The 21,052-nt window shown below is 71.1% G+C and carries 14 protein-coding genes; 8 read left to right on the top strand and 6 right to left on the bottom strand.

Annotated elements, in window-relative coordinates; translation table 11 throughout:
- Nucleotides 1-35: 35 nt before the first annotated feature.
- Both budC and AC07RM_RS01715 read left to right on the top strand, forming a co-directional pair.
- Complete coding sequence (budC, locus tag AC07RM_RS01720; protein WP_093349551.1) at nt 36-800, top strand: meso-2,3-butanediol dehydrogenase; 765 nt, start codon at nt 36-38, stop codon at nt 798-800.
- Nucleotides 801-917: 117 nt separating this feature from the next.
- Nucleotides 918-1,406, top strand: a complete 489-nt coding sequence (locus AC07RM_RS01715; RefSeq protein ID WP_398493189.1) for a hemerythrin domain-containing protein — start codon at nt 918-920, stop codon at nt 1,404-1,406.
- 37 nt (nt 1,407-1,443) lie between these two features.
- Here AC07RM_RS01715 and AC07RM_RS01710 read toward each other — a convergent pair whose 3' ends face one another.
- Both AC07RM_RS01710 and AC07RM_RS01705 read right to left on the bottom strand, forming a co-directional pair.
- On the bottom strand, nt 1,444-1,662 hold the full coding sequence (locus AC07RM_RS01710) for a hypothetical protein (protein ID WP_093349556.1): 219 nt from the start codon (nt 1,660-1,662) through the stop codon (nt 1,444-1,446).
- A gap of 54 nt (nt 1,663-1,716) precedes the next feature.
- Nucleotides 1,717-2,094 carry a hypothetical protein gene (locus AC07RM_RS01705; protein ID WP_495332495.1) on the bottom strand — a complete coding sequence of 126 codons (378 nt, stop codon included), beginning with the start codon at nt 2,092-2,094 and terminating at the stop codon, nt 1,717-1,719.
- Between the two features lie 236 nt (nt 2,095-2,330).
- Between AC07RM_RS01705 and AC07RM_RS01700 the strand changes: the two genes are divergently transcribed.
- The 4 genes from AC07RM_RS01700 (at nt 2,331) to AC07RM_RS01685 (ending at nt 5,606) form a co-directional block, all read left to right on the top strand.
- Nucleotides 2,331-2,798: a ferritin-like domain-containing protein gene (locus AC07RM_RS01700; RefSeq protein WP_093349562.1), complete on the top strand. Its 468-nt coding sequence runs from the start codon at nt 2,331-2,333 to the stop codon at nt 2,796-2,798.
- A gap of 2 nt (nt 2,799-2,800) precedes the next feature.
- Complete coding sequence (locus AC07RM_RS01695; protein WP_495332493.1) at nt 2,801-3,007, top strand: hypothetical protein; 207 nt, start codon at nt 2,801-2,803, stop codon at nt 3,005-3,007.
- A gap of 54 nt (nt 3,008-3,061) precedes the next feature.
- Nucleotides 3,062-3,244 (top strand): DUF3606 domain-containing protein, encoded by a 183-nt coding sequence (locus tag AC07RM_RS01690; RefSeq protein ID WP_093349567.1) that lies wholly within the window; start codon nt 3,062-3,064, stop codon nt 3,242-3,244.
- 67 nt (nt 3,245-3,311) lie between these two features.
- Nucleotides 3,312-5,606 (top strand): FdhF/YdeP family oxidoreductase, encoded by a 2,295-nt coding sequence (locus tag AC07RM_RS01685; protein WP_495332491.1) that lies wholly within the window; start codon nt 3,312-3,314, stop codon nt 5,604-5,606.
- Between the two features lie 21 nt (nt 5,607-5,627).
- Here the strand turns inward: AC07RM_RS01685 and AC07RM_RS01680 are convergent, their stop codons facing one another.
- Both AC07RM_RS01680 and AC07RM_RS01675 read right to left on the bottom strand, forming a co-directional pair.
- Nucleotides 5,628-5,837, bottom strand: coding sequence for a DUF3606 domain-containing protein (locus AC07RM_RS01680; RefSeq protein WP_495332489.1), 210 nt, complete (start codon nt 5,835-5,837; stop codon nt 5,628-5,630).
- A 90-nt stretch (nt 5,838-5,927) separates the two neighbouring features.
- On the bottom strand, nt 5,928-6,185 hold the full coding sequence (locus AC07RM_RS01675) for a DUF2934 domain-containing protein (RefSeq protein WP_495332487.1): 258 nt from the start codon (nt 6,183-6,185) through the stop codon (nt 5,928-5,930).
- A gap of 297 nt (nt 6,186-6,482) precedes the next feature.
- Here AC07RM_RS01675 and AC07RM_RS01670 point away from each other — a divergent pair, with 297 nt between their 5' ends.
- Both AC07RM_RS01670 and AC07RM_RS01665 read left to right on the top strand, forming a co-directional pair.
- Nucleotides 6,483-6,977 (top strand): low affinity iron permease family protein, encoded by a 495-nt coding sequence (locus AC07RM_RS01670; RefSeq protein WP_495332485.1) that lies wholly within the window; start codon nt 6,483-6,485, stop codon nt 6,975-6,977.
- A 44-nt stretch (nt 6,978-7,021) separates the two neighbouring features.
- Nucleotides 7,022-7,894, top strand: a complete 873-nt coding sequence (locus tag AC07RM_RS01665; RefSeq protein WP_495332483.1) for an SDR family oxidoreductase — start codon at nt 7,022-7,024, stop codon at nt 7,892-7,894.
- A gap of 9 nt (nt 7,895-7,903) precedes the next feature.
- On the opposite strand, the gene AC07RM_RS01660 is transcribed toward AC07RM_RS01665, so the two are convergent.
- Complete coding sequence (locus AC07RM_RS01660) at nt 7,904-8,440, bottom strand: RNA polymerase sigma factor (protein ID WP_495332481.1); 537 nt, start codon at nt 8,438-8,440, stop codon at nt 7,904-7,906.
- Between the two features lie 26 nt (nt 8,441-8,466).
- Nucleotides 8,467-21,048 carry a filamentous hemagglutinin family protein gene (locus AC07RM_RS01655; protein ID WP_495332479.1) on the bottom strand — a complete coding sequence of 4,194 codons (12,582 nt, stop codon included), beginning with the start codon at nt 21,046-21,048 and terminating at the stop codon, nt 8,467-8,469.
- Nucleotides 21,049-21,052 lie beyond the last annotated feature (4 nt).

Here is a 21,052-nt window from a genome sequence, read left to right as displayed (position 1 = left end):
CAAGCTGCGGCGCTTCAATGTCCAGGAGCAGCAGCATGCAACGTTTCATCGATCGCGTCGTCATCGTCACGGGCGCCGGTTCCGGCATCGGCGAGGCCACGGCCCGCCGTTTCTCGCAGGAGGGCGCCAGCGTCGTGCTCGCCGGCGACACCAAGGCCAAGCTCGAACGCGTCGCCGCCGACCTGCCGCCCGAACGCACGCTGGTCAAGCTCACCGACGTGTCGAACTACAAGCAGGTGCAGGCCCTGGTGGCCGCCACCATCAAGCGCTTCGGCGCGCTGCATGTGCTGTTCAACAACGCCGGCATCGCGGTCGAGGGCAGCGTGACCGAGGCGCCTTTCGACGGCTGGGCGAAGACCATGGCGACCAATGTCGGCGGCGTGTTCCACGGCTGCCGCGCGGCCATGCCGCACCTGATCGCGAGCCGCGGCTGCATCGTCAACACCGGCTCGGTCTCGGGGCTCGGCGGCGATTGGGCGCTCGGCTTCTACAACGCCTCGAAGGGCGCGATCGTCAACTTCACCAAGGCCCTTGCGCTCGACCATGGCAAGGACGGCGTGCGCGTCAACGCCGTCTGCCCGAGCCTGACCTTCACGCCGATGACCGAGGACATGAAGGGCGACCGCAAGCTGATGGCGAAATTCCGCGAGCGCATTCCGCTGGGGCGCGGGGCCGAGCCTTCGGAGATCGCGGCGGTCGTGGCCTTCCTGGCGAGCGACGACGCGAGCTTCGTCTCGGGCGTGGCGCTGCCGGTGGACGGCGGGCTCATGGCCTCGAACGGGCAGCCCAACATGGCCTGAGGCGGCGCGCTCGCAGGATGCGTCATTCCTGCGTGGCGATGCGCTGCAGGCCTACGCGATGCGGGCAACCCCGAACCGAGTGTCATGGCTCCCACGAAACCCAACCAGGAGCCCCACATGACCACCAAACGCGCCGAACCCGACGCCTGCAGCCTGCTCGACACCGACCACAAGAACGTGAAGAAGCTGTTCACGGCCTACGACGAACTCGTCGGCTCGAAGGCCGCGAGCGCGACCGCGAAGAAGCGCCAGCTGGCGCAGCAGATCTGCGCCGAACTCACGGTGCACACCCAGATCGAGGAAGAGATCTTCTATCCGGCGGTGCGCGAAGCGATCAAGGAAACCGACCTGCTCGACGAGGCAGAGGTCGAGCACGCCAGCGCCAAGGACCTGATCGCCCAGATCCAGGACGCCGAGGAGATCGACGAGATGTTCGATGCCAAGGTCAAGGTGCTGGGCGAATACATCGACCACCACGTCAAGGAAGAGCGCAACGAGATGTTCCCCAAGGCACGCGCGGCCAAGGGCCTGGACCTCGTGACGATGCGCGAGCTGATGGCGGCGCGCAAGGAAGAGCTGATGGCCGAACTCACGGCGGCGGCTTGATTCATCGCGCCCCGTATCGAGCCCGCCGCGTGCGGGCTCAATCCGTGCGCTCGGCCTTCGAGAGAGCAGCCCTGCCCTCCGGCGTCACCCGAAAGATGATCGAGGGGCCCTGGGTCAATGGAACGCCAGGCGGCGGAAGCCGGGCCTCGATCAGGCCCGCGGCCTCGAGAACGATGGCGTTGCGGATGTCGGCCTCTTCATGAAGGGCGAGCGGAAACTGCGAATCCTTGATGCGGCGTAGAAAATCCATCGGCATGGGTGACCTCCGACGGGCGCGGATGGTAGCCAAGACCGCGGGGGTTGCGCCATGTCATTTCACTACCGAATGCCCGGGAATGGGTTCCGGGCCCGCTCCGGCCTTGCGCCCCCGGCTCGACCGCGCGGGCCGACGGCTGGGCATTTCCCCGAGGATGCCCGGCTGCTGACGCTGCGCGCGCGTCAACGCAGAGAGCCCTTCGGCGGTCACTTCGAGCACGATGGCGCGCGGAATGTAGAACTCGCCCGTTCGCTCCCGCAACGGCCGATCGAAGGTCGCGCGCACCAGGCCCGCGGCCTCCAGCGAGAGCAGCTGTTCGATCTCGTCGCGCGAGGTGGACTCGGCCGGCAGCCGCCGCTGCCAGAAGGTGGCCAGCAGCTTCATGCTGACGAGCACCCGCTGCTGCCGTTCGCTGAGCATCTTCGAACGCATTCCTGCCACCTCCCGGTCGAAACCGAATCCTTGCCCCCTGCACCGGGTTATCGGCCACGGACCGCGCGGCAGGCGTAGGCGCGTTTCCGGTTCCCGCGACGTCCAGGCGCCCTGCGCATTCCGGGGCCGTCGGTGCGCCACGACGAGCTGGCGCGGCGGGCACCTACACGGCGCCCCGGGCCCGAGCCCCACCGTGAGGCATCGATCAGTCAACCAACCCACCCAGGAGCTACACCATGACCACCGCATCCATCACCAGCGACGAAGTCCTGTCGATCCTCAACGACCTGCTCGAGAACTCGCGCGACGGCGAATACGGATTCCGCGCCTGCGCCGACGAAGTCGAAGACACGCAGGTCAAGCAGGTCTTCGAGAACCGCGCGGTCCAATGCGCCGCGGCCGCCGAAGAGTTGGCCACCCTGATCCGCGCGCTCGGCGGCAAGGCGGACCAGGGCGGCAGCGTCAGCGGCGCATTGCACCGCGGCTGGGTCCATGTGAAGGGCACGCTGGGTGCCGACAGCGCCCTGTCGATGCTCGAGGAGTGCGAACGCGGCGAGGACTCGGCGGTCGCCCGCTACCGCAAGGCGCTGAAGAACGACCTGCCGGCCGAAGTGCTCGCCGTCGTGCAGCGGCAGGCCGACGGTGCCCAGCGCAACCACGACCAGATCCGCGACCTGCGCGACCAGTACAAGGCCAAGGGCTGAGCATGGCCACGCGCAAGCCCATGTCGCCCGTGAACATCGAGCAGAACCGCGAGGTCGGCATCGACACGCCGCTGGACGGCAGCCGCATGGGCCGCGAGGCCGGCAAGCCCTCGGGCGATCCGGGCGAGCGCGGCCACGATGCGCCCGCACCCGGCACCGAGGGCGCCAAGCCGCCCGCGCAGACCCGGCGCAACGGCGAGAAGGCCTAGCCGGCCGGCGGGCGCCTTGTCGCTGCTCATCGAGTCAATCCCTCAGGAGGTCCCATGACAGACGATCCCAAGAAGACCGCGCTCGATCGCAAGCTCATCGCGCTGCACGAACCCCATGAAGTCCGTTCGTGGACCCAGAGCCTGGGCTGCACCGAGACCCAGCTTCGCGACGCGGTGAAGGCCGTCGGCAATTCGGCCGACGAAGTCCGCCAGTACCTGGCCGAGAAACTCAAATGAAGCGTCTTCGGCGGCGCGAGGAGCTCGCGCGGCAGCCCTATCCCGGTCCCGGCCGGCGCTCGACGCAGTGAACGACGCCGCGAGCTTCGAGACCTACGAACATCCGGCCGGCGGCTGGGGTTCGTTGAAGGCGGTGGGCAGCATCCTGCTGCGTGAGCACATTCCCATCCTGGGCGCGCGGGCCCTGCTCCAGCAGAACAAGCCCGATGGCTTCGCCTGCGTGAGCTGTGCCTGGGCCAAGCCCGGCCATCCGCGCACGGCCGAGTTCTGCGAGAACGGCGCCAAGGCTACGGCCTGGGAACTCACGGCCAAGCGCATGCCGCCGGCATTCTTCGAGCAGCACACGGTCACGCAACTGCTCGGCTGGAGCGACCACGAACTCGAGGCCGGCGGCCGTCTTACGCGGCCGATGCGCTGGGACGCCGCGAGCGACCGCTACCTCGAAGTCTCATGGGATGACGCCTTCGCGGAGATCGGTGCCGAGCTACGCGCGCTGCGCCACGAGGATCCAGCCTCGGTGGTGTTCTATGCCTCGGGCCGCGCCTCGCTCGAGACCAGCTATCTCTACCAGCTGCTGGCGCGCCTGTACGGCAACAACAACCTGCCCGACAGCTCCAATATGTGCCACGAGACCACCTCGGTGGCGCTGCCCGAGACCATCGGCGTGCCCGTGGGCACGGTGCGGCTCGACGACTTCGCGCATTGCGACGCGATCTTCATCTTCGGCCACAACACCGGCGTCAGCAGCCCGCGCATGCTGCACCAGCTGCAGGAGGCGCGCCAGCGCGGCGCGAAGATCGTGACCTTCAACCCGCTGCGCGAACCCGGGCTGGTGCACTTCGCCAATCCGCAGTCGCCGGTGCAGATGCTCACGCCCGCCGAGACGCAAGTCAGCACCCAGTACCTGCAGGTGCGCAACGGCGGCGACCTCGCGGCGCTCGCGGGCCTGTGCAAGGCGCTGGTGGCGGCCGATGACGCGGCGCTCGCGGCCGGCGCGCCGCGCGTGCTCGATGCCGGCTTTCTCGCCACGCACACCGAGGGCTTCGAGGATTTCGCCACCTGGCTGCGCGAGGTCTCGTGGACCGTCATCGCCGCGGAATCGGGCCTGACGCGCGAGGCGCTCGAACAGGCGGCCGCCACCTTCGCCGAGTCGCGTGCCGTGATCGGCATCTACGGCATGGGCCTGACCCAGCATGTGGAGGGTGTCGCGAACGTGCAGATGGTGTCGAACCTGCTGCTGCTCGGCGGCCATATCGGCCGGCCTGGCGCGGGCATCTGCCCGGTGCGCGGCCACTCGAACGTGCAGGGCCAGCGCACCGTGGGCATCACCGAGAAGCCCGAGCTCGCGCCGCTCGACGCGATGGCGAAGCTTTACCGCTTCGAGCCGCCGCGCGAGAAGGGCCTCAACACGGTGGAGGCCTGCCGCGGCGTGCTCGACGGCTCGGTGCGCGCCTTCGTCGCGCTCGGCGGCAACTTCACGCGCGCCGTGCCCGACACCGACCGCATCGAGCCCGCATGGAAGAAGCTGCGCCTCACGGTCAACATCGCCACCAAGCTCAACCGCAGCCACCTGGTGCATGGCGAGGTGTCGTACCTCCTGCCCTGCCTGGGCCGTATCGAGATCGACCGCCAGGCCGGCGGCGAGCAGTCGGTGTCGGTCGAGGACTCCACCGGCGTCATGCATGCGTCGCGCGGCATGGCCGAGCCCGCTGCCGATACGCTGCGCTCCGAGGTCGCGATCGTCGCGGGCATCGCACTCGCCACCCTGCCGCCGAACCCGGCCGTGCCCTGGGAGGCCTGGGTCGAGAACTATGCGCGCATCCGCGAGCACATCGCGCAGGTGCTGCCCGAGGTGTTCCATGACTTCAATGCGCGGCTCGAAGATCCGGCGGGCTTTCCTCGGCCGCTGCCCGCGCGCGAGCGCGTGTGGAAGACGAAGAACGGCAAGGCCAACTTCAAGGGCTACGGCCTGTTGCGCGAGGGCGCGGCGCCATCGCAGCAGGTGCTGCGGCTCATGACCCTGCGCAGCGACGACCAGTTCAACACCTCCATCTACAGCCTCGACGACCGCTTCCGCGGCATCCACGGCACGCGCCGCGTGCTGCTGATGAATGCGCGCGACATGGCGCGGCTGGCGCTGGCCGAGGGCGACATGGTCGATGTGAACGCCGAAGGTTTCGAGGACGCCGAGCGCCGGGTGACGGGCTTGCGCGTCACGCCCTACGACCTGCCCGAGGGCTGCGTGGGCGGCTACTACCCCGAGTGCAATCCGCTGATTCCGCTCGAGCACTTCGCGCGCCAGAGCATGGTGCCGGCGGCGAAGGCGATTCCCGTGCGCGTGGCGCTCAGCCCGGTCGCCTGAACGCCGCGTCCGGCGTCATCGTCAGTCCGTGCCGGTGGCGTCGGTGCGCTCCGCATTGGTGGTGCTGCGCGAACCCTTGAGATGGAGTTCGATGTCCGAGGCATTCGGGCCGACGGCACGAATGGCCTCCTCGACCTGCTCGACGGTGGCGTCCAGCTTGCGGGCGAGCTGCGCGACGTCCGCGGCGGACTTGGCATCGATCTTCGGCGAGGCATCGTTGTGAAGGGTCATGAAAGTGCTCCGGAAATCGGGTTGTGAACAAAGGCGCGGGCCAGCGCCGCAAAGCTGCGACGGTCGCGACGACCGCGCGGCCGCGGGTCTTCAGGCCCCGGATCGGGCCTTCACCTCGGCCTCCGCGTCCAGCCAGTCCTGCTCGGCGTTGCCCTCGGTCTTTCCGCGGCGCTCGTAGGCGGCATAGGCGGCTTCGCGGATCGCCTGTTCCCGGTCGGTCTCGCCGGTTTCCTTCGGCGCGGCCGCCGCGGCGTCGTCCAGGCCTTCGGTGAGCGAATCGACCGGTGGGTTCGCGCCACCCGCGGGCGCGACCAGGGGCTGGTCGCCGCCATTCTTCGAACTTGCCATCTGAGGCTCCTTGCAGTGTTGGGTTCGATGGACGGTAAGCCGGCCAGCCGGCGGCTCCGTCTCTTCTTTGCGAACAATCTCGTAGGAGCAGGTCGCCCCGCGCCGACATGCCGTCGGCGGCGCGCGCGCCACGGGCGCAGGCGCACTCCTGCAAGAGGATGCGCGCGAGGATGTCGCGGGCGGGCCGCCTGCGCACGCACGCTGCGACGGATCGCAGGAGCACTCGCCCATATGTCAGACATCCAGCCTTTTCCACGCCCAGACCCTCGAGAGGACGACGATGGCCCCGTGGGCGGCATGCCCAACACCGTCACCGTCGCCTATGCCGGCAAGTCGCTCTGGCTCGCGCGCTTCGATCGCTTCGCCAGCCGCGTCACGCGCTGGGCTGGAACCCCGACCGCCTTCTGCGTCGCCTTGATGGCGGTGGCCGCCTGGGCGCTGTGCGGGCCGCTGTTCAAGTTCTCGGAGAACTGGCAGCTGGTGATCAACACCGGCACGACGATCGTGACCTTCCTCATGGTGTTCCTGATCCAGCAGAGCCAGAACAAGGACAGCGTGGCCGTGCACCTCAAGCTCGACGAACTGCTCGCCACCAGCCAGCGCGCGAGCAATCGCATGATCGGCATCGAGGCGCTGGACGAGCAGGAGCTGCAGCGCGTGGCCGCGTTCTATGCCCGTCTCGCGGAACGCGCCAAGGCTGGCAACCTGACGTCCGAGGCCGCGCAGAAGGTGGCGATGGGCAGGGACATGGCCAAGTGCGCGGAACGGTCGGAGTCCGCGGCGCGCTCCTGAGAACTTCCCCCCTTTCTTCCCTTGACATGCACGGAGAACCCGCCATGACCGATCCCCGCGAAGCAGGCCCCAGGCCGCCCTTCTCGACCCCCCAGCAGCAGCCGCCCGGCCTCGAATCCGAGATGTCGCCGCGTCCCGACTTCGGCGAGAGCTCGTACGTGGGCGCCGGCAAGCTGCTCGGCAAGGCCGCCCTGATCACCGGCGGCGACAGCGGCATCGGCCGCGCCGTCGCGCTGGCCTTCGCGCGCGAAGGTGCGGACGTGGTGATCTCGTACCTGGCCGAAGAGGAATCCGATGCGCAGGTCACCCGCGGCCTGGTCGAAGGCGCCGGGCGCCGGTGCGTGCTCGCGCCCGGAGACATCCGCGAGGAGGCGCAGTGCCAGGCCTTGGTGGCCACCACGCTCGAGCATTTCGGGCGCATCGACGTGCTGGTGAACAACGCCGCCTTCCAGATGTCGCACAAGTCGCTCGAGCAGATCAGCGCCGAGGAGTTCGACCGCACCTTCCGCACCAACGTCTACGCGAACTTCTACCTCTGCAAGGCCGCGGTGCCGCATATGAAGCCCGGCAGCTCGATCATCAGCACCGCCTCGGTCAATGCCGACAAGCCCAATGCCACGCTGGTGGCCTACGCCGCGACCAAGGGCGCGATCCAGAACCTCTCGGGCGGCATGGCGCAGCTGCTCGCCGACAAGGGCATCCGCGTGAACTGCGTGGCACCTGGCCCCTTCTGGACGCCGCTGATCCCCTCGACCCTGCCGGCCGGCAATGTCAGGGAGTTCGGCACGCAGACGCCGATGAAGCGCCCGGGCCAGCCGCGCGAGCTGCAGGCCGTCTACGTGCTGCTGGCCTCCGACGAAGGCAGCTATATCTCGGGCGCGACGATTCCCGTGACCGGCGGCGTGCCCTTCCTGTGAATGCGGAGCCTAGGCCGCGCAGCGCGCGAGCGGCAGATGCAGCAGCGCCTGGCGCAGCGTGGTGTCGACCCGCCGCAGCGACAGGCCGTGGCGCACCGCCACTTCCTCGCGCGTGAGCTCGTGCACCCGCAGCGCCACCAGGATGTGCTGGTGACGCAGCGGCAGCACCCGCATCGCGCGCTCCACGGCCTGGAGATCGGAGCGCGCCTCGGCGATCAGCTCCGGCCCGGGCGACTGGTCTGCCAGGTGCTCGAGCGTTTCCTGCGCGCCATCCGCCGACTGCCACGGCCGCTCCGCGCGCAGCCGGTCCATGGCCGCGTTGCAGGCGACGCGGTAGACATAGGCCAGCGGGCTTTGCACGCCCGCGAAGGCCGTGCCGGCCAGCCGCAGCCAGGCATCGTGCAGGCTCTCGCTGGCCGCGTCGGCACTGCCCAGGTGGCGTGCGAGCCGGCGATGCAGCTGCGCGTAGTTCGCCACCAGCAGCGCCTGGAAGTCCGGCGACGGCGCACGGTCGATCCCTGCGGCATCGCCGCAGGACACGGACATCGGCGAGTTCATGGCGGGTGGCCGGGCTAGCGTCCGCGCGGCAGGCCGCGGCGTTCGTTCTCGGTCAGCCGCGCGATCTGCGCGTCGGTCAGCGCGCCATGCCCCAGCATCTGGATGAAGCCCGAGGGGTCGTAGCTGGCCTGCTCCGCCGGCTTGCGCGGCACCGGCCCGCCGCCCTCCCCGCCTTGTGTACCGCCTCCACCGCCCGGACCGGCCGCGGGCTCGTTGCCGAAGCCGAGCACGCGCACCGTGAACACCGAGGGCAAGGCCTGGCGTGCGGACTTGCGTTCGCGCTGCACCGTGTCCTGCGCCGCCATCGCGGCCTGCGAGGCGGCCGCGCTCGCGTTGGTGAGCGCGCCCACGTTGACAGACGCCACCACCGGCAGCCCGGCCGACTCGCCCTTGACCTGGATGTTGGCCGCGTTCACCACCTGCAGCGCCGCGAGGTTCACGTTGCCCGAGACGCGAATCCCAGCCTCGCCCGCGTCGATGGTGCCCAAGGGCGCGATCAGGTCGACGTCGCCCGGCGGCACTTCCGGAATCGGATCGAGCGTCGCGATGCCGGCACCGGTGCTCGGCACGTTGGGCGAGAGCTTCACGTTGCCCAGCGTGTCGTACTCGCGCTTGGGCGGCGTGTAGACCACGGTGGTCTTCGAGCCCCGGCCGGCATTGATGTCGCCCGTGGCCGACCATGCGAGGATGTCGCCGCCGAAGGTGGTCATGATGCGCGACAGGCCCAGCAGGATGCTGCCCTGGCTGTACATCTGGATGCTGCCCTCGCCCTGGGTCAGCAGGCCCGCGGGCACCGCGTCCTCCTTGATCGAAGGTGTCACGCCCTCCACGCCGACGACGGTCTGGCCGCCCGGCGCCAGGGTCTGGATGCCGCCGCCCACGACCGTGCGGATGCCCGCGTTGCTGTCCACGCCCTGGTAGAGCGTGATGTCGCCCGCGCGCCGGATCGGCCGGCCGGCCGCATCGGTGTCGGGGAACAGCGTGGCGATGGCATCGCGCCCGCGCAGATAGCTGCCGTAGCGCGGGCTGTCGGCGTCGTTGTACTCGCGCCCGCCGGCCGTGAGCTCGGCGAAATAGACCTGCCGCACGAAGATGCGCTGCTGCTCGGCGGGCAAGGCCAGGAAGTAGGCCAGGGCATCGGCCCCGCCCGGGCCCGCATAGCCGTAGCGCTGGCCCAGCCACTGGGCCAGTTCGGCCTCGTAGGTCCGCGCGACCTTGCCGGGCTGGTCGGCCAGCGGCTGGCCGGTGGCGGCGAGCCGGGTTGCGTCGAGGTAGCGCCGCGCGAAGCCGGTGTAGTCGACCGTGCCCTCGCCCGGCGCGCCCGCGCCCAGGCCCGCCTGCAACGTGATGCCCGCGCCCGGCCGCGTGTCGCCGGGGACCAGCGGGCCCAGGCTGGTCAGGCTGGCCTGGCTGCCCTGGTAGATCTGTCCGCCCGCCGAGACCTCGAGCGAGCCGGGACCGGCGATCGTCCAGCCGGTGAACAGCACGCTGCCTTGCGCCGCGATCAGCGACACGTCGTTGGCGCCGTTCTGCACGATCAGGCCGCGGGTGTCGACGATGTCGCCGCCGGCCACCATGCGCAGCGGACCGGCGGACTGGTAGTACGGCATCGAGAGGCCGCCCGTGGCGAGCGCGTCGGTCATGTAGATGCGTCCCGACTGGATGCCGACGATGTCGCCTTTCAGCGCATAGATGCGCGTGCCCTGGCCGCCGAGCGTGCTGTCGTCGACGACGTTGTTGGGCCCGAACATGAACATCGTGCCTTCGATGACCACGCGGTCGAGCGGCGTATCGGCGTTGCCCCAGTAGTTGGAGTCGAGCACCTTGCGGCCGCGGCTGTCGAGCTCCCCGCCCAGGCGCCAGGCCGGATTCAGCGGGGTGGCGATGCTGTTCGCCGAGGCGCCCAGGATGGCGATCGGCGAGGAGCCGTTGGAGACGTTGTTGGCGGCATCGCCGCTGATCAGGTCGCGCGCCAGCAGCTCGAGCGCGCTGTGCGAGGACGGCATCAGCAGCACCTCGCCGCCGGTCGCGTAGTAGATGCTGCCGCCCAGCGCCGCCGCGCGCAGCACCGAGGGAACGACATTGCCGCTCTTGACGATGGGCGTGAGGTTGCCGCCGGCCGACACCAGGTCGATCTGCGTGGCCGGCGTCCACAGGGTGAACCAGGTCGATCCGAAGCCGGTGATGCCGTCCGCGTTGGTGCCCGCGGTTTCGCTGACGGGCGTGTCGCGGCCGGGATCGGTGAAGGTGTTCACCGCCAGGTCGCCCAGCGTGCGCACGCGCACCGCGCCGTCGCCCGGCGCGAAGCTGGCCTCGCCGCTGGAGCGGCTGGCATAGGGGGTGTAGGGGTCGAGCGGGCGCTGGTCGCGCAAGCGATAGCCATAGCCCTGCAGCCGTTCGCTGCCCACGCTGCCGGCCGTCACGGTGGTATCGCCGCGCAGGCCCACGAACATCCCGCCGTTGACCTGGCCGCCCGCGCTCACGTCGAGCGTACCGCCGCCGGTCTGCAGCAACTGCCCGTCCACCACGCGGCCGCTGCCGGCCGCCGCCACCACGAGGCTGCGGTTGCCTTCGCCCAACGTCGCCCCGTCGGGCAGGCCGATGTTGCCGCCCGCGCGCACCGTGACGTTGCCGCCGCCCAGCGTGCCCACGCCCGTGAAGGCGGGCAGCTCCAGCAACTGGGGAAAGGGCGCGGCGCTGTTGAACGAGTAGGTGCCGAAGTTGATGCCCCAGGCGGTCGGCTGGTCCAGGCCCGCGCCGCCCTGGCGCCACAGCCAGGTGCCGATCGACTGGCTGTCCCGGGCCTGGAAGCCCAGGATGTCGCCTTGCGCGGCCAGCGTGAAGTCGCCGCCCTGCGTGGGCATCCACATGCGCGTGCTGTTGAGCGTGGGCTCGTAGGCGCCGTTGGCCGCGCCGAGCACGGTGCCGTCGGTCTGCAGCCCGCGGTCCAGGTTGAACGGCGCGCTCGCCGCGCCGTCGATGGCGGCGCCGGCGGTGTAGACGCCGAACGGCGACTTCTGCACGTAGTTGCCGCCGGCCAGCAGCTCGAGGTCGCCGGTGCCGGTGCGGATCACGCTGCTGCCGATCGAGACCACGGGCGATGCCAGGCCGATCAGGTGCGCGTCCTCCAGCGTGATGTTGCCCATGCCGCCCAGCTGGCCGGCCGCGTGCAGCGCGCGCGTGTCCGCGCTGCCCAGGTCCGCGCCCGCCACCAGCCGCATCGACCACGACTGCATGCCCGGCGCCAGCATCGGCGCCATCGCCCATTGCCGGCCCTGGGTGCCGTCCGGCCCCACCGGACGCGTCGGCGCGATGGCGCCGCCCACGTAGCCCTGCACCACGGTGTTGACGGGAAGAACGGAGCCGGCCGGCACGGTGAAGTCCTCGGTCAGCAAGGCGCCGTTGGTCAGGAAACCCAGCGGCGCGCCCGCCGGGATGGTGATGGACGACAACACGACCGATCCCATGCCCACGTTGAAGCCGGCGCCGAAGGTCTGGCCCTGGTTGAGCACGGTCTGCGCGGGGATGACCTCGCCCTTGCGGTACAGCACCGAGCCATCGGCGTTGTACACATTGGCGGTCGCCACCGTGTCGTAGGAGAAGAAGGCTTCGAGCACCTGGGCCTCCGCCGGCAGGGTCGCGTTGGGGTTGACGGCGATGCTGTAGAAGAAGCCCGGATCGGTGATCGTGATCGCGAAATTCAAGGTGGCATCGGACGGGAACAAGGTGAAGGCCTGCACCGTCACGGGGGTGGGAATGTTCACCGCACTGGTCAGGGTGCCGACCGGCAATTGCACGCCCCAGCCGTTGTCGTCAGGCGAGGCACCGGGCGGCGCGAAGCCGTCGCTGATGCTGCCGTTGATCTTCAGGTCGCCCGTGGCGCGCAGCACCAGCACGCCCGGTTCGCCCGAGCCGCGCAGGGCCGGGTCGGCACCGGGGCCGTAGCGGTAGCCCGAGAGGTCGATGTCGCCCTCGGTCGACAGGCTGCCCGTGCCGTCGAGCTCGACGCCGGGGCGCAGGTGATAGGCCGCGCCATAGGCGCGCAGGCCGGCCAGGCGGCCCTGCAGGCCGTCGTTGGCCCATGCCGCGTCGATGAAGCGTCGGCTGTCGACGTCGATGCCGTCGAGCAGCTGCTGGTCGATGACCGTGCCGTCCGCCAGCGTGTAGGTGCGGAAGCCCACCACGGCGATGGAGGCGGCGCCGCGGATGTTCAGGGGCCCGGCCGCCTGGATCGCGATGTCGTTGTCGCGGGACGCATCGGCGGGATCGGGACCGCGGCGCGGCGCGGCGATCTCCACCTGGCCGCGCGCGATGCCGTCGGGCGTGCTCAGGTCCAGCGTGGCGCCGGGCTGCAGCGTGACGCTGCCGCGCGTCGAGCTCAGCGCGATGTGCGCGCGGTTGGATGCGTCGATCTGCTGGCCGTTGCTGTCGACGGCCAGCTGCGTGGCATGCACGTCCAGCACCGACGAGGCACTCAGGGTCAGGTCGCCGCTGGCGGTCAGCGCGATGCTGCCCGGCCCGCGGCCCGATGCATCGAGCTTGCCGTTCACCGTCAGGCTGCCGTCGTCGAGCACGATCGCGATCTTGTTCGCGCGCACGCCGTCGCCGACCGCCAGGTCGCCATGCGCGATGCGGAAGCCGCGCAGCGCGGTGAAGCCGGCGTCGTTGAGCTGCGTGTTCAGAGCGGCGAAGCCGGCGTTGTCGAGCGCGCCCACCTGCTCGATGAAGCTGCCCTGCGCAAAGCCCGGCCCGCCGCTGCCGCGCAGCGTGCCGTTCCATTGCACGCTGGCGCCATCGGCCAGCGCGCTCGCCTGGATCGAGCCTGCGTCGCTCGCGGCGGCGGAGACGTCGATGGTCGATCCGGCCTGCTGCGCGATGCTGCCGCCCGTGCTGGTCGCGGTCAGCGCGCCGCCCCAGGAATCGCGCGACACGTCGTAGAACGTCACGTGGCGCCCGCTCAGGTCGATGGCGGCGTTCGCGCCGAAGACGATGTCGCCCGTGCCTTGCACGTCGAGCTTGCCGGTGGGCAGGGCGATGGCGGTGTCCAGCGTCACCTTGCGGCCGCTGAAGGCCAGCGAGGCGCCCAGGTCCTGCACCTCGTTCGTGCGGCCCGCCGTCGCGCCCTCGGGCAGCGCGACATGGATGTCGCCGCCGGCCGCATAGCGCATGGTCGCGCCGCTGGCGCCGGTCAGCAGCGGCGTGCGGATGTCGAGCGCGCCGCCTTGCAGCGCGCCCGAGGCATCGCGCGTCAGGCCCACCGACAGCGAGCCCTTGTTGTTGGCCGTCACCGCCCGGGCGGCGTCGATGGTGACGTCGGCGAAGCCCAGCGCCACGCGGTCGAGCGCGGTCTGGCTCTGCGCGCGGGCATGGGCGTCGTAGCCGAAGATCATCGTGTTGACGTCCAGCACCAGGTGGCCCGCGCCGGAGCCCGGACCGCCGGGCACGGTCGCCACCGGGTCCGCGCTCGCGTACGGCGAGTCGTTCGTTCCCAGGCCCGAGCGCACGCCGTTCCACACCAGCGTGTCGGTGACCAGGCGCACCTCGTCGCCCGCGTTGCCCCAGCCATAGAAGGCCGGCGTGTTGATGGCCAGCTGCGCCTTCGACTCCCCGGTGTCGAGCGTGACCGTTCCGTAGAAGTTGAGGGTGTCGGCGGTCAGCGCCAGCCGTTCCAGCGCGGGCAGGCCGCTGTCGGTGGCGGGCCGCAGCAGGCGCGCGAGCACGTCCTGCGTCAGCCGCCAGCCCGTGGGCAGCACGCCGGCGGCATCGGCCTGCGCCAGGGCCGCGTCGTTGCCGATGTTGATCTGGTGCTGCGCCACCGTCACGAAGCGCGCGCCCAGGTTGACGTTGCCCAGGCTCAGGTCGCCCGGCGCCAGGAAGGCGACCGTGCCGGTGGTCAGCAGGCTGGCGCCGTCGGCCACGCGGATGCGGCCCGTGCCCTGTGCGGGCAGGAAGTCGAGGAAGCCGTTGGCGACCGCCAGCACCGCGGGCCCGCTGGCCGTGGGGGCCAGGAAGTTGGCATAGAGGTAGCCGAGGCTGGAGTCGGCCGCCGGGTCGGCGAAGCCGCGGGTGTCGAGCACGGCCGAGGTGTCGACCGACAGGTCGTTGCCGATCAGGAAGATCTGGCCGGCCTTGAGCGCCGCGCCTTCGCCCACGTGGACCGTGCCCGCGCCCCCCATCGTGAAGTAGACGCGCGGGCTGTCGCTCTGGTTGGTGTTGCCGTCGAAATAGCTGGTCCAGCCGCCGATGGAGATCGACGCGGCATTCATCGCATTGAGGTCGCTCGCCGCGAGCGTGATGCGCCCCGGCACGGGCGTGGCGCCATCGGCCGTGACGTCGATGGCCGCGTTGCCGGTCACGATCACGCGACCGGCCCCGCCGCCCTGCGCGCCGCCCATCAGCGCCTGGCCCTCGAAGCTGAGCGCGTCGCCGCCCGCGTCCGAGCGCATCAGGTCGAAGCGCAGGATCTTGCCGTCGGCCGGCAGCAGCGGCCGCACGCGGCCGAAGCGGGCCGCCTGCTGGATGGCGAAGTCCGAGTAGCTGGTCTCGTTGTACTGCGAGAACCGGCGCACCGCGGCGCCCGGCGTCACCAGCACGGCGGTGGGCAGGCTGTCGCGAATGCCGGTGCCGGCCAGCGACAGCACGCCGCTGGTCTGCCACGAACCGTTGGGCACGGCCACGGCGGGCTGCCGCGCCAGCCCCGGCGTCGCGGACGGGCCGGTGGCGACCTCGACGCGGAAGGCGCCCGGCAGCAGCGCATAGCTCGAGGGCAGCAGCGTGTAGGTGCCGGCAGGCAGGCCGGGCACGTCGGCGCCGATCTGGATCTGCCGCCCGATGGCCGGATCGCCGGCCCCCTTGTCGGCGATGACGGGCGCATAGGCCGAGGCATAGCCGGGCAGCACCGCATAGACCTGGTTCGAGGCCGCGCTGTAGCGGTTGCCCGCGGGATTGGCGTTGTACAGCGGCGTGGCCAGCACATCGACCGAACCGCCGCGCCCGGTGACGAAGCCCTGGCCGCGCAGGTCGCCGCCGCCCGAGGCGTCGAGCGTCGCGCCCGCCTCGACCACGACGTGCTGGCCGCCCAGGCTGATGCCCGAGAGCAGCTCGCCGCCGTCCTTGACGCCGCCGGGCAGGCCCGTGAAGGCGGGGGCACCGCGGTAGTCCAGGCCGTCGGTGGTGCCGCCGTAGGGCATGACCAGGCCCGCGGCGCTGACGGAGGTCACGCTGCCCGGCCGCAGCACCACCGTGGTGTCGTCCGTGGCCTTTTCGTTCAGCGGCGCCCCCAGCGGCGACGGACTGTCGTTGATGGTGATGGTGCCCAGCGGCGCGCGCAGCGTGCCGCCCTGGTCCACCGTGCCGGCGCGCAGCAGCAGCTTGCCGAACACCGAGGCCGGCATCGGCGCGTCCTGCCCGCTGGAGCGAAGGGTCAGCGTGCGCCGCGAATCGAGTTGCTCGATCGGGTTGCCGAATGCGTTCGGCACGGTGATGCGCCCCGCGAGGATGGTCGCGCTGGCCCCGCTCATCGGATAGAGCTGCGCCGACTCGATGGCGATGTCGCCGCTCGCGTACAGCCGGGTGTTGCCCAGCCGCACGTCGCCCGATGCCTTCAGGTTCAGGCTGGCGAAACCCGGCAGGTCCACGGGTCGAGACGGCACGTTCAGCAAGCCCCCGCCGTCGCCCTGGATCCCGCCCGTGCCCGAGAGCAGGGTGTCGTAGAGGTCGATCAGCGAGGCCTCGATGGTCAGCGCGCTGGTGCCGCTGACGCTCGACGCCATGAGCGCGCCGTCCTTGTTGATCAGCCCGGGCGAATAGAAGCCGACCGAGCCGGCCCATGGCTGGTCGTCGGGACGGATCGGGTAGCCGCCGTCCAGGCGCACATAGGGCGCGCGCAGGTTCACGCGGGCGTCGGGCGTGGCGGCGTCCACGGTGTAGACGCCGCCCTTGAGATTCAGGCTGCGGCCCAGCGACAGGTCGATGTCGCCCTGGAACACGAACAGGTCCTGCGTTCCCAGGGTCAGGGCGTCGAAGCCGCCGGCGACGACCTGGTCCATGCCCAGCCGCGTGTCGCCGACGGCGAGGCTGCGGTCGGCCTGGCCCGGTGCCAGCTCGGCGGGCAGGCGGCTGCCGGGGCGGACCTGCGTCAGCGTGATGTCGTGCATGTGCTGCACCGCCTCGGGCAAGGTGCCGGTGGCGTCGTAGTCGGCGCCGCTGTAGGCGCGGCCGTCCATGAGGAGCGTCAGCGCGCCGCCGGCCGCGCCGGCGCCGCCGGCCCGGGCGCGCAGGTCGCCGTCGATGTAGATGCCCGTGTTCGACTCCAGCGCGATGCTGCCGCCCGCGCCGGCCAGCACGGTCGGTTGCGCGATCGCGCCGGGGCCGCTGCCCGCGGCCAGGTCGACCGTCGCCTGCGCACCGGAGGCATCGAGCAGCGCCCCGGCACGGATGACGACAAAGTCGTCGGTGGGCCCGAGCGTGATCGAACCGCCATCGGGCGCGACGCCGTAGGCGCGGCCTTCGCTGTCGTGCGCCACGTAGGCGCGCGCCGCGGCATCGAGCACCGCATGCTCGCCGACCCAGATCGACCGGCCATCGACGAAGCTGCTGGCCGCGCCGTGGAAGAACGGGTAGCGCGTGTTCACCGCGATCGCGCCGCCCCAGGCGTTCACGCGGCCCTCGAGCGTGACCTGGCCGCCGCTGCTCAAGAGCGAGATGGACCGGCCGGGATCGACCGACAGCGTGGAGCCCTCGCCCAGCACGATCGGCGAACTCGCGTCGTACGCGGAGCCGGCGAGCAGCACCAGGTCGGCGCCGAGGCGCTGGGCGAGCCGTGCGCTGTCGGGATGTTCCTCGTACAGCGGCGGGGTCCAGCGCTGCAGGGCCTGCGCGGGGTCGGTGCCGGTGGCCGGCGCCTGCCGGCTGCCGTCCCAGCGGTAGACCGGCATGGCCACCTCCAGCGTCGCGCCGGCGGGCAGCGTCACGCCGTCATGGCCGTGGATCTCGTAGTGGGAGAAGCCGCTCTCGAACAGCGCGCCGCGCAGCGTCAGCACCGGCTTGACCGCCACGTCGACCGGCAGCGTCGTACCGGGCTGCAGCAGCGTGCCGGCCGCGATCACCAGCGGCTGCGCGACGATGGCGCCGGCCGCATACACCGTCGTCACCGGCTTGACCTGGATGCCGTCGGGAAAGGCATCGGCCGCCACCGTGACCGTGGCGCTGCCCGCGAGGTTGAGGGCCGTCATGACCGCACCCTTGGGCACGCGCGTGCCCGGTCCCGCGAAGAAAGGCGCGGTGCTGAACTGCGCCGAAGCCACGCCCGGCGGAATCACCCAGTCCGCCGCCAGCGTCAGCGGGCTCTGCGCGGAAATGATCGGCACCAGGGGGCCGCCGATCTTCTGCCCCGGCGCGACCCGGGTCACGGTCGCGGAGAAGCCGAACGGGATCGCGCTGCCCGCCTCGACCAGGTAGTCGTTGGCCAGCCGCAGTCCCGCGGACGAGGCCTGGCCCGCCGGCAGCGTTCCATCGCTGCCCACGGGCGCCAGGCCCAGGCCGATCGCCTGCGCGGCCTCGATGGTCAGCGTGCCGCCGCCGTTCACGCCATAGGCGCGCACCTCGCCGTCCACGCGCAGCAGGCCGCCCGGCCCGGCCGCGGCCGCGTTCACCACGTAGCCCGCGGCCAGCGTGACGTCGCCGCCCGTGCCGCCTTGCAGGCTGCCGTCGGCGCGCAGGATCGCGCCCGACGAGACGTCGATGACGCCGCCGGCCTGCAGCGTCACGTCGCCCGTGTTGCGCACGGCCACCGTCCCGCCGTCGAGGTAAGGCAGGGAGCGCCGATCGTCCGCGTCCTGCTGCAGGTTGCTCCAGATGCCGCGCGCGTCCAGCGTGACGCCGCCGCCGATGACGACGCTGGGCGTGGTGCCCGCGGGCGCGCCCAGCTGGGCATCGCTCGAGATGCCGTTCTCCGGCGACACCATGGGCACCACGTCGCCCAGGAGGATGCGGCCCGAGCGCGCCGTCAGGCCGGCATCGACCTTGACGGTGGGCGCGTACAGCGCGATCTGTCCGCCGGGCGTCACGGCGAGCGCGGCCTGCACCGCGATGTCCTCCTTCGCGCTGCCCACGATGGCGCCGAGGCCCATGCGCGTCAGTCCGTCCGCGTCCAGCCGCAGCGTGCCCTGCGGGTCGGCGGCCGCGCCGTCCGGCTCGGCGTCGAACACGATGTGCGCCAGCGTCGGCGTGAGGTTGTGGAACAGGCCGACGGGGCCGTTCTTCGCATCGGTGTTGAGCGCCGAGTCGTAGCGGCCCAGGATCAGCTGGCCGGCATGCGCCACCGCGTTGTGCGACTGGTCGTAGCCGTCCTCCAGCCCCGCATCGGCCTTCTGCGCCTGGCGTGGGCCCTGGAAGGCATCGGCCGTGATGTCGCCGCCGAGCGTCGCGGCGCTGGTGGCAATCACCAGCCGGCCCGCGTCGCGGCCGACCGTGTAGCCGCTCTCGAGCCGCTGCTGCGGGCCGATCAGCGGGTTGTAGAAGAAGCCCGTGGCCTTGTCGCCCCAGCGCTTGTGCTCGTCCTCGAAGCCCTTGTACAGGCCCGTGTAGCTCAGGTCCGCCGGCGCTTTCGACACCTCGTACAGGCGCCCGTCCGCGCCCTTGAGCCAGCTCTGGCGGATCGTGCCGGTCTGCACGTCGAGCGTGCCGCCCGACAGGTTGATGTTCGAGCCGCGCTGCGTGGCCACCTCGCCGCCCGTGAAGCTCACGCTGCCGCCCTGCGCGGACCATTCGCCGATGCCGTGGCCCTGCAGGCCCAGATAGCCGCCGACCTCGAGCAGGCCGCCCGCCGTGTACCAGCGCTCCTTGTCGTAGCCGCCCACGCCGGCGGCCACGTGAACCAGCTGGCGGCGGTCGATCCACACATTGGCGTTGTTGAGCCAGGTGGTGTCGCGGTTGAGCGGCGCATCGCGCTGCTCGTTGCCCTGGATGTTGATCTCGATGTTGTTCGAGGCCATCGCCACCTGCACGCCGACCGCGCCCGAGACATCGAGCCGCGCGCCGTCGGCCACCGTGCTGCGGCCGCCCGCCGCTCCGCTGCTGACCGCGAGCTGGCCGCCCGTGGCCAGCGTGGTGGAGCCGCCCTCGAACAGCACGCCGCCGCCCGAGACGATCTCGATGCGCGACTGGTCGCGCCGGTCGTCCTGCAGCGACAGGTTGTCGAACACGCCCTGCGCTGTGGTCCGGCGCGCGAAATCCAGCTTGGCCGATTCGGCGATCAGGGCATCGCGCTGGCTGTCGAGCGCGGTGCGGCCGTTCTGGTCGTCGAGCAGGATCGCGTTGAGCGCCTTCTGCGTGACGGTGATGCTGCTGTCCTTGTCCGAGGCCGAGGCCAGCAGATGGATGGTGCCGCGCGTGTCGACCGTGGTGGTGGCCACCGCGACGCCGTCCTGCACCACCTTGCGGCCCGTCAGCGTGATGTCGCCCTCGGGCGCTCGCAGCAGGCCGCGGTTGGTGACGGTGCCGGCCGTGCTGCCGGCATCGAACAGCGGCGCCACTTCGTTGCCGCGCGTGGTCGAGGACTGGTTGGCATCGGTGCCCTGCCCCGCGCGAACCACGAAGGCATCGCCCGCGGCGAGCTGCACCTGTCCGCGCGGCGTGGTGAGGGTGCCGGCGTTGTCGACCTCGGCGCCCAGCAGCAAGGCATAGCCGCCGCCGCGCGTGACCGAGGCGGGCGTGCGGGTCGTGAGCTGCGCGCCCGCTTCCACCTTCACGGCCCCCAGTGCCTCGGTGAAGCTCGGCGTGTAGGCGCCGCTGGCCTGTTCGCTGTAGATGCCGCGTGCCTTGAACTGCTCGTCGCCGATCTTCGCTGCGGCCGCCACGAGGTTGCGCGTGTCGGTCTGGCTCGAGCCGCTGAACACGATGCCGTTGCGGTTCGCGATCAGCACCGTGCCGTCGCCCTTGATCTGCCCCTGGATCTGCGAAGGCCGCGCCTGCGGATCGTTGATGCGGTTGAGCACCGCCCAGTCGGCCTGCTGCCTGAAATCGACCGTGGTGCGCTTGCCGACGTTGAAGCTCTCCCAGTTGAGGATCGCGCGGTCGCCGGTCTGCTGGATCGTGACCGTGGTGCGGCCATCGCCGCCTTGCGATTGCACGGGTGCCTGGGCATTGAGCCAGCCCGCGGTCAGCGAATTCGTGTCGACCTTCAAGCCGCCATCGGCCAGGCCATCGGGCACCGACGAAGGATCGTCCAGCGCCGCCTGCCGCGCGGCCGCCTGCGCGGCCTGCTGCGCCGCGATCGCCTGCGCCGCGAGGTTCAGGTTGCCGATCGAGCGCTGCAGCTGCTCGCTGGCGCGCTGCTGCTGGGCCTGCGGGCTCGTGAGGTTCGACGCCGGCGTGCCGTTGGGCAGGCGACCGGTCGCGATGGCGATGTTCTGCGCCATGTTCTTCTGCGCCATCCAGCCCGCGCTGAAGGCGCGCTGCGCATGGGCCGGCGGCGCGACCGCGGAGGCGGCGCCCGCCAGCGCGAGGGCCATGGCCTGCGCCAGCGGCGAAATGCGGAAGTTCCTCGTTCGCACCACGGCCGGCTGGCGGCTGCGGTGTCCCTCGTGTGTGTTCATCTGG

It is taken from the genome of Variovorax sp. GW821-FHT09B05 (genome assembly GCF_059418265.1).
The sequence above is the reverse complement of the archived record's forward strand: the minus strand, read 5'-3'. Positions and strand labels throughout refer to the sequence as shown.

Excerpts from the sequence above, each read along its gene's own strand:
- AC07RM_RS01700 (WP_093349562.1), top strand. The coding sequence starts at position 2,331 with ATGACCACCGCATCCATCACCAGCGACGAAGTCCTGTCGATCCTCAAC.
- AC07RM_RS01680 (WP_495332489.1), bottom strand. The coding sequence starts at position 5,837 with ATGACCCTTCACAACGATGCCTCGCCGAAGATCGATGCCAAGTCCGCC.
- AC07RM_RS01660 (WP_495332481.1), bottom strand. The coding sequence starts at position 8,440 with ATGTCCGTGTCCTGCGGCGATGCCGCAGGGATCGACCGTGCGCCGTCG.
- AC07RM_RS01695 (WP_495332493.1), top strand. The coding sequence starts at position 2,801 with ATGGCCACGCGCAAGCCCATGTCGCCCGTGAACATCGAGCAGAACCGC.
- AC07RM_RS01670 (WP_495332485.1), top strand. The coding sequence starts at position 6,483 with ATGCCCAACACCGTCACCGTCGCCTATGCCGGCAAGTCGCTCTGGCTC.
- AC07RM_RS01715 (WP_398493189.1), top strand. The coding sequence starts at position 918 with ATGACCACCAAACGCGCCGAACCCGACGCCTGCAGCCTGCTCGACACC.
- AC07RM_RS01665 (WP_495332483.1), top strand. The coding sequence starts at position 7,022 with ATGACCGATCCCCGCGAAGCAGGCCCCAGGCCGCCCTTCTCGACCCCC.
- AC07RM_RS01675 (WP_495332487.1), bottom strand. The coding sequence starts at position 6,185 with ATGGCAAGTTCGAAGAATGGCGGCGACCAGCCCCTGGTCGCGCCCGCG.
- AC07RM_RS01705 (WP_495332495.1), bottom strand. The coding sequence starts at position 2,094 with ATGCGTTCGAAGATGCTCAGCGAACGGCAGCAGCGGGTGCTCGTCAGC.
- AC07RM_RS01710 (WP_093349556.1), bottom strand. The coding sequence starts at position 1,662 with ATGCCGATGGATTTTCTACGCCGCATCAAGGATTCGCAGTTTCCGCTC.
- AC07RM_RS01655 (WP_495332479.1), bottom strand. The coding sequence starts at position 21,048 with ATGAACACACACGAGGGACACCGCAGCCGCCAGCCGGCCGTGGTGCGA.
- budC (WP_093349551.1), top strand. The coding sequence starts at position 36 with ATGCAACGTTTCATCGATCGCGTCGTCATCGTCACGGGCGCCGGTTCC.
- AC07RM_RS01690 (WP_093349567.1), top strand. The coding sequence starts at position 3,062 with ATGACAGACGATCCCAAGAAGACCGCGCTCGATCGCAAGCTCATCGCG.